This is a genomic window from Aeromonas sp. s9, from assembly GCF_040907765.1.
Taxonomy (GTDB): domain Bacteria; phylum Pseudomonadota; class Gammaproteobacteria; order Enterobacterales; family Aeromonadaceae; genus Aeromonas; species Aeromonas caviae.
Genome location: NZ_JBFOCK010000002.1, coordinates 1 through 7,218, shown reverse-complemented (window position 1 = coordinate 7,218; position 7,218 = coordinate 1). Strand labels below are relative to the sequence as shown.

9 protein-coding genes are annotated in these 7,218 nt (G+C 62.8%); 7 read left to right on the top strand and 2 right to left on the bottom strand.

The window, feature by feature from the left end:
- Window positions 1-188 precede the first annotated feature (188 nt).
- Complete coding sequence (locus AB5Y54_RS00050; protein ID WP_324034477.1) at window positions 189-803, bottom strand: hypothetical protein; 615 nt, start codon at window positions 801-803, stop codon at window positions 189-191.
- Between the two features lie 95 nt (window positions 804-898).
- Here AB5Y54_RS00050 and AB5Y54_RS00045 point away from each other — a divergent pair, with 95 nt between their 5' ends.
- Window positions 899-1,258, top strand: coding sequence for a lysozyme inhibitor LprI family protein (locus tag AB5Y54_RS00045; protein WP_103859055.1), 360 nt, complete (start codon window positions 899-901; stop codon window positions 1,256-1,258).
- A gap of 231 nt (window positions 1,259-1,489) precedes the next feature.
- On the opposite strand, the gene cysS is transcribed toward AB5Y54_RS00045, so the two are convergent.
- On the bottom strand, window positions 1,490-2,866 hold the full coding sequence (gene cysS / locus AB5Y54_RS00040; RefSeq protein ID WP_202041997.1) for a cysteine--tRNA ligase: 1,377 nt from the start codon (window positions 2,864-2,866) through the stop codon (window positions 1,490-1,492).
- 191 nt (window positions 2,867-3,057) lie between these two features.
- Between cysS and AB5Y54_RS00035 the strand changes: the two genes are divergently transcribed.
- The 6 genes from AB5Y54_RS00035 (at window position 3,058) to AB5Y54_RS00010 (ending at window position 7,176) form a co-directional block, all read left to right on the top strand.
- Window positions 3,058-3,555 carry a peptidylprolyl isomerase gene (locus AB5Y54_RS00035; protein ID WP_039041198.1) on the top strand — a complete coding sequence of 166 codons (498 nt, stop codon included), beginning with the start codon at window positions 3,058-3,060 and terminating at the stop codon, window positions 3,553-3,555.
- Complete coding sequence (locus AB5Y54_RS00030; protein ID WP_368153005.1) at window positions 3,545-4,231, top strand: DUF4269 domain-containing protein; 687 nt, start codon at window positions 3,545-3,547, stop codon at window positions 4,229-4,231. The genes AB5Y54_RS00035 and AB5Y54_RS00030 overlap by 11 nt, the downstream gene beginning before the upstream one ends.
- Window positions 4,232-4,244: 13 nt before the next feature.
- Window positions 4,245-4,970 carry a UDP-2,3-diacylglucosamine diphosphatase gene (gene lpxH / locus AB5Y54_RS00025; RefSeq protein ID WP_368153004.1) on the top strand — a complete coding sequence of 242 codons (726 nt, stop codon included), beginning with the start codon at window positions 4,245-4,247 and terminating at the stop codon, window positions 4,968-4,970.
- 128 nt (window positions 4,971-5,098) lie between these two features.
- Window positions 5,099-5,347, top strand: a complete 249-nt coding sequence (locus tag AB5Y54_RS00020) for a GlsB/YeaQ/YmgE family stress response membrane protein (RefSeq protein WP_010675223.1) — start codon at window positions 5,099-5,101, stop codon at window positions 5,345-5,347.
- Window positions 5,348-5,504: 157 nt separating this feature from the next.
- Window positions 5,505-6,140, top strand: a complete 636-nt coding sequence (locus AB5Y54_RS00015) for a TetR/AcrR family transcriptional regulator (protein WP_331402771.1) — start codon at window positions 5,505-5,507, stop codon at window positions 6,138-6,140.
- A 52-nt stretch (window positions 6,141-6,192) separates the two neighbouring features.
- The gene (locus AB5Y54_RS00010; protein WP_368153000.1) at window positions 6,193-7,176 is read left to right on the top strand and encodes an MDR family oxidoreductase; all 984 of its coding nucleotides are present in this window, start codon (window positions 6,193-6,195) and stop codon (window positions 7,174-7,176) included.
- Window positions 7,177-7,218: the final 42 nt, after the last annotated feature.

Genomic DNA, 7,218 nt, shown 5'->3' with positions numbered 1-7,218 from the left:
ATAACACGGTAGGGGTACCGTTTTGTTATCCGGTTTGAAGCCGTATGACCACTCCCTTTTGTGGGCAACTGTCAGGTGAATACCATCTCCATACAATTTATACAATATTTGCTTCCAGAAAAAACCGCAGCCTTAAGCTGCGGTTTTTATTTCTATTCCCCAAACATGCCTTCATCCCAACCAAAAAACTATTTCCCCAACCCCTTGCACAGCTCTCCCCCTGCGGCGGGATAAGTGGTGAGCGTCTCATAGAGGGCGGCGCGCAGGCTGCCGGATTGGCAGAAATCACAGCTGCCGCCAGCGTCGATATCGGTGATGCGGGCGCCTTGCGGCCCCTCCTTCACCAGATAGGTGCTGACAAAACGGTAGGTGCCGCTGGGGGCGTCGAGCGGGGTGCCCGGCTCGCCAAAGGTGAAACGCACCTTGACCTCGCTGCGATCCTGGCTACCGTCGATGGCGCGCGACGAGAGGATCTCCGAGCCCAGCAGGTGATCCCAGGCATTGGGCAGGAAGGGGTTGCCCTCGACGAAGGGGGGCTTCTCGTCCGGGGCTTCGCGGGTGGCTATTTCGCGCGCCTTGGAGGCGGCATTGAGCAGGCAGAGCAGCTCGGGGGAGACGATGCCTGGCAGTGCGCCGCCGAGATCGCTCTGATAGAGGCCGCTCGGTTTGACTTGGCGCTCCCAGTCGAGAAACTGGGCCACCTTGGCGCGTACTTGGGCCTGCATATCGGGGGCAGTAGCGGCCACAGACAGCCCGGACGCCAGCAGAGGCAGGGCCAGAAACGGCCCCCAGTTCAACTTCATGACGTCATCTCCTTGTTATTCTTGAAAAACAGAGCCGCCATCGGGCCGGTTTATGCCGTATATTGGCCCTCTCCCTACCACAAAGGAACTGCCTCTTGAGACCCTATCCCGCCCTGTTGCTCTTGCTGGCAACCACTGCCGTTCAGGCCGAACAGGATTGTACTGCGCCGGTGACACAAACCGACATGAACATCTGTGCGTTTCAGGATTACCAGCGAGCCGATGCCAAGCTCAATGCCGCCTATAAAAAGCGGGTTGCCTCCCTGGAGAAGGCACAGCTGGAGAGGCTGAGAACTGCGCAACGGGCCTGGATCGCCTTTCGCGATGCCCAGTGCCGTTACGAGGCCGGCGTCTATGAAGGGGGATCAATGGCGCCCATGGTCCACAGCAGTTGTCTCACCCAGTTGACCGAGGCGCGCACCAAAGACCTGAACATATTGCCAGACCAGCCATGATCAGAGGCGCCAACCAGGTCAGGTAGGAACTGGGGGCAAGTAACAGACGGCTTGCAGGCACTCCGGTGAGTAATGACGCTCGTCCCCTCGCCCTCGACCCTCTCCCCCAAGGGGCGAGGGGATCAGACCGAAGGATGCCGAGGCTTCGGCAGGCCACAAACAAAAACCGCAGCCCTGGGGCTGCGGTTTTTTTATGGGCTCAACCTGTTGGCACCAGCAGCGCCACCGGCCTTAGGCACGGCGCCAGCTGGTCTTGCCGGCGCTGTCTTCCAGCACGATGCCCATCTCGGTGAGGCGGTTACGGGCGGCATCCGCCGCGGCCCAGTTCTTGTCGGCGCGGGCCTGATTGCGCTCGGCGATCAGGCGCTCGATCTCGGCAACCTCTTCGTCCGCCTCAATACCCTTCAAGAACGCATCCGGATCCTGTTGCAGGATGCCGAGCACGGCGCCCAGCTCCCGCAGACGGGCACCGAGGCCGGCGGCGACAGCGATGTCTTCGGCCTTCTGGCGGTTGATCTCGCGCACCAGATCGAACAGGGCGGAGTAGGCTTCCGGGGTGTTGAAGTCGTCGTCCATGGCATCAACGAAGCGGGCCACCTGCTCGTCGCCACCGGCGGCCGCCGCCGCCGGCAGATCGCGCAATGCGGTGTACATGCGCTCCAGGGCGGCGCGGGCTTGCTTGAGGTTATCTTCCGAGTAGTTGAGCTGGCTGCGGTAATGGCCGGACATCAGGAAGTAACGGACGGTTTCGGCGTCATAGTGGGCCAGCACATCGCGGATGGTGAAGAAGTTGCCAAGGGATTTGGACATCTTCTCTTTATCCACCATCACCATGCCGCTGTGCATCCAGGTGTTGACGTAGTCGCCGCCGTGGGCGCAGCAGGACTGGGCAATCTCGTTCTCGTGGTGCGGGAACTGCAGATCGGAGCCGCCGCCGTGGATGTCGAAGTGGTTGCCAAGGTGCTTGGAGTTCATGGCGGAGCACTCGATGTGCCAGCCAGGACGGCCCGGGCCCCAGGGGCTGTCCCAGGTCGGCTCGCCGGGCTTGGACATCTTCCACAGCACGAAGTCGAGCGGATTGCGCTTGGCATCCACCACGTCGACCCGGGCGCCGGCCTGCAACTGCTCCAGATCCTGGCCCGAGAGCTTGCCGTAGTCGGCGTAGGACTCGACGATGAACATCACATCGCCGTTGTCCGCCACGTAGGCGTGCCCTTTTTCCAGCAGGGTTTCAACCAGGGCGATGATCTCGCCGATGTGCTGGGTGGCGCGGGGTTCGATGTCCGGGCGTACCATGCCGAGGGCGTCGAAATCCTGGTGCATGTCGCCGATGAGGCGCTCGGTGAGATCGTCACAGGTCACGTGCGTTTCGGCGGCGCGCTTGATGATCTTGTCGTCCACGTCGGTGACGTTGCGCACATAGGTGAGGTCGTATCCTGCATAACGCAGGTAGCGAGCGACGACGTCGAAGGCGACGAAGGTACGGCCATGGCCGATATGACAGTGATCATAGATAGTGACGCCACACACATACATGCCCACCTTGCCCGGGTGGATAGGTTTGAATTCTTCTTTTTGACGAGTGAGTGTGTTGTATATCTTCAGCATCTTATGACCACTGCCTGTGAGTAAAATGGCCTGCCATTCTAACCGCATCCGGTATAGAAAACGAGGCAGAAAAAGCCCCCTCTCCCCCCTGCCATCTATGCCGCAGGGCCTTGATGGGCTAGAATTGCCACCACTTTATGCCATACACCTGCGGGCACCTTGCTGCCCGCGTCAAAATGAAAGGACAACTCATGGTTACTCTGCACACCAACCACGGCGACATCACCCTGACCCTGAACGCGGAAAAAGCCCCGGAGACCGTGGCCAACTTCCTGCAATACTGCCGTGACGGTCACTACGACAACACCATCTTCCACCGCGTCATCGACGGCTTCATGATCCAGGGCGGCGGCTATGCCCCGGGCTTCGAAGAGAAAGAGACCCGCGCTCCCATCAAGAACGAGGCAGCCAACGGTCTGTCCAACAAGATCGGCACCATCGCCATGGCTCGCACCATGGAGCCGCACTCCGCCAGCGCCCAGTTCTTCATCAACGTGAACAACAACGACTTCCTGGACTTCAAGTCCGCCACCACCCAGGGCTTCGGCTACTGCGTGTTCGGTGAAGTGACCGCCGGCATGGACGTGGTCAACAAGATCAAGGGCGTGAAGACCGGCAACTACGGCCGCATGCACCAGGACGTTCCGACCGAAGACGTCGTCATCACCAAGGTGACCCTTGCCGAGTAATCCCTGCTGGCCAGGCTCTGACACAACTGCGGCCCCGGCCGCAGTTTTTCCATCTGCCGCCCCCAACTGGCGCCGCCTCGACTATCTGGCCCAGGGCAACGAACGTCAGCGCTCGGCCCACGCCCTGCTGAGCGGCGGCCTGTGGGATGAGCTTGGCCCCCTGTGCAACGATCTGGCCCTGGTGAGCACGATCGCCATCAGGCTGGATAGGCCCGGCAGCGATCTCGACATCCTCTGCCAGCATCCGGATCCGGCCTTCCTTGCCGCGACGCTGGCAGCACAAGGCTGGCAGGTGCGAAGCAAGGGCGAACAGGTCTGGATCGCCGAGCAGCGACGCCACGGGCCAGATGGCCAGTGCTGGCCAGTCGAGCTCTACCTCACCCCTGATCCCCTCGAGGCGTGTCATGGCTGGCGCCACCTCAGCCTGATGGCCGCCCTGCTTGAGCGCTTTGGCACCCCCTTCCACCGGGAGGTGCTGCGCCTTCGTTTTGATGAAGGGCTCAAGGGGGAAGCGGCCATGTGCCGCCTGCTGGGTCTGTCCGGCGACCCTTACGAGGCGTTGCTGACCCTGGAGGGCGTCAACCTTGCGGGGCTCTGCTGCCCTTCCCTCCCCCACCCGCTCGACGAGCAAGGTCACAGGCCTTGTCCGCCCCCAGGCGGGACTCTCTTACCATGATGCCCAGGAACTCATGAGCACCCTCTTTATCAGTGACATTCACCTCAGCCAAGGCAGGCCCGACATGACGGCGGCCCTGGTGCGCTTTCTGGCCGAAGACGCGCCCGGTGCCGACGCCCTCTATGTGCTGGGGGATCTGTTCGAATTCTGGATTGGGGACGACGACCCCAACCCGCTCCACCGCGAGGTGGCCGATGCCTTTCTCGCCCTGAGCCAGCAAGGGGTGCCCCTCTATTTCATTCACGGCAACCGCGACTTCCTCTTGGGGCACCAGTTTGCCAAACGGGCCGGCATGACCCTGCTCGGCGACCCCTGCGTCATCGAGCTGTACGGCGAGCGGGTGCTGCTGAGCCACGGGGATCTGCTCTGCACCCGGGACGAGGGCTACCAGAAGTTTCGCCGCATCACACAACTCAAATGGCTACGCTGGCTCTTCCTGCGCCTGCCGCTCTCGCGCCGCCAGGCCATCGCCCACAAGATGCGCGGCCAAAGCCAGATGGAGAATGCCCAGAAGAGCCAGATCATCATGGACGTGACCCCGGAGGCGGTGGACGAGATGCTGCGCCAGCACGGCTGCCGCCTGATGATCCACGGTCACACCCACAGGCCCGCCATCCACGACTTCACTCTGGATGGGCGTGCGGCGCGGCGCATCGTGCTGGGGGACTGGTTCGAGCAGGGGTCGGTGCTGGTGTGCTCCCCCGCCGGGCAGCGCCTCGACACCCACGCGCTCGGCTGAGGCCCTCTGCCTGCCATGGTCATGAGCGAGTCTCATATGACCGTTTCTGACTCACGCCGTGCTGTGGCGGGATACAAGCAGGATCCCTGCATATACTCTGGTTCTCTGCACATAACGAGGAGATGACCATGGGATTTCTTACTTGGGTGGTACTGGGGCTGATCGTCGGCATCCTGGCCAAATGGATCATGCCGGGCAAGGATGGCGGCGGTTTCTTCATGACGGTGATCCTGGGGGTGGTCGGCGCCATGGTGGGGGGCTATGTCAGCACCTTGCTTGGGATGGGAACGGTCACCGGCTTCAACCTGCCGAGCATCATCATCGCCACCGTTGGCGCCCTGATCGTGCTGTTTGTCTACAACAAGCTGCGCAGCTGAGACCCAGCCACACATCGATGCGAGGGCGCCACTGGCGCCCTCGCTGTTTTCTGCCCCGCTGGCTCCAGCTTGTCTCGACTACCCGATCTCATCCACTCGTTTCGTCCGTTCGATGCCGCGCTTGCATCATTTCTAGTTGAGGCGTCTAATAAGCCCCATGCAAGCCAATGACCCCCTGCCCCGCCGCCCTCGCGGCCGCCCTGCCCAGCACGGGCACACCTATGCCGACACCCGGGATCTGTTGATCCGCCGGGGCATGGAGCTGCTGACCGAACAGGGCATCGCCGCCACCTCCATCGAGCGGGTGTTGCAGTCGACCGGGATCCCCAAGGGCTCCTTCTATCACTACTTCGCCACCAAGCACGACTTCACTCTGGCGGTCATGGATGCCTATCACCACTACTTCTGCCGCAAGCTGACGCGCTATCTGGAGGATGAGAGCCTGCCCCCCCTGGCCCGTCTTGTTGCCTTCGTCGACAGCGCCTGTCGGGGCATGACCCGGTTTGCGTTCCAGCGGGGCTGCCTCGTGGGCAACCTGGGTCAGGAGGTGGTGCAGCTGTCCCCCGAGCTGCGCCTTCGCCTCGAGCAGATCCTCCTCGACTGGGAGGCGCTGCTTGCCCGCTGCCTGAGGGACGCGGTGACGGCGGGGGAGCTGCCCCCTGATTGTGACTGCCCTGCCCTCGCCCATCAGTTCTGGATCGGCTGGGAAGGGGCCGTACTGCGCGCACGCCTGGTGGGCGATACCGAGCCCATGCTCTCTTTTCTCAATTTTTTCATGACGTTAGCAAAGTGATTTTTTTACGAAGATTAATAGTCAGTCAGTCCAATTAATGGGAGTAGACAAGATGTTCAACGGTATTCTGATCGAGAAAGACGAGGCGGGTTATCGCGCCAGCTACCAGAGCCTCTCCGAGGAGATGTTGCCTGCCGGGGATGTGACCGTGGCGGTACAGTGGTCTTCCCTCAACTACAAGGATGGCCTGGCCCTCACCGGCGCCTCCCCCGTGGTACGCCGCTTCCCTCTGATCCCCGGTATCGACTTTGCCGGTACCGTGCTGGAGAGCCAGCATCCCGACTGGCACCCCGGCGACAAGGTGGTGCTCAACGGATGGGGCGTGGGCGAGACCCACAGCGGCGGGCTGGCGGAGCGGGCACGGGTCCGGGGCGACTGGCTGGTTGCCCTGCCTGAGCGCTTCCAGCCCCGGGACGCCATGGCCATCGGCACCGCAGGGTACACCGCCATGCTCTGCGTGATGGCGTTGGAGAAGCACGGCATCACCCCCGGTGACGGTGACATTCTGGTGACGGGCGCCAACGGCGGCGTGGGCAGCGTGGCGATCACCCTCCTGGCCAAGCTGGGTTATCGGGTCGTGGCCGCCACCGGGCGGCTGAACGAGGCCGACTATCTGACGTCCCTCGGCGCCGCCGAGGTGATCGATCGCGCCGAACTGGCCGCGCCGGGACGCCCGCTGGGCAAGGAACGCTGGGCCGGCGTCATCGACACCGTCGGCAGCCACACCCTGGCCAATGCCTGCGCCACTACCCGCTACGGCGGCGCCGTGGCCGCCTGCGGTCTCGCGGGAGGGATGGACTTCCCCTCCACCGTCATGCCCTTCATCCTGCGCGGCGTCACCCTCTATGGCATCGACAGCGTGATGGCACTGCGCCCGCTGCGCCAGCAGGCCTGGGCCCGACTGGCCGAGGATCTCGACCTGACTCGCCTCAACCTCCTCACCCGGGAAGTGCCCCTCTCCCAGGCCGTGACCCTGGGGAATGCCTTCCTGGCAGGCCAGGTGCGCGGCCGGATCCTGGTCAATGTCCAGGGGTGATGACTGACGCGATATGAGCCGGCTCGCCTGACCAGGTCAGGC

Bases quoted from the DNA above. Each gene is read 5' to 3' on its own strand.
- AB5Y54_RS00035 (WP_039041198.1), top strand. From the start codon at position 3,058: ATGGTTACTCTGCACACCAACCACGGCGACATCACCCTGACCCTGAAC.
- AB5Y54_RS00050 (WP_324034477.1), bottom strand. From the start codon at position 803: ATGAAGTTGAACTGGGGGCCGTTTCTGGCCCTGCCTCTGCTGGCGTCC.
- AB5Y54_RS00020 (WP_010675223.1), top strand. From the start codon at position 5,099: ATGGGATTTCTTACTTGGGTGGTACTGGGGCTGATCGTCGGCATCCTG.
- AB5Y54_RS00015 (WP_331402771.1), top strand. From the start codon at position 5,505: ATGCAAGCCAATGACCCCCTGCCCCGCCGCCCTCGCGGCCGCCCTGCC.
- cysS (WP_202041997.1), bottom strand. From the start codon at position 2,866: ATGCTGAAGATATACAACACACTCACTCGTCAAAAAGAAGAATTCAAA.
- lpxH (WP_368153004.1), top strand. From the start codon at position 4,245: ATGAGCACCCTCTTTATCAGTGACATTCACCTCAGCCAAGGCAGGCCC.
- AB5Y54_RS00010 (WP_368153000.1), top strand. From the start codon at position 6,193: ATGTTCAACGGTATTCTGATCGAGAAAGACGAGGCGGGTTATCGCGCC.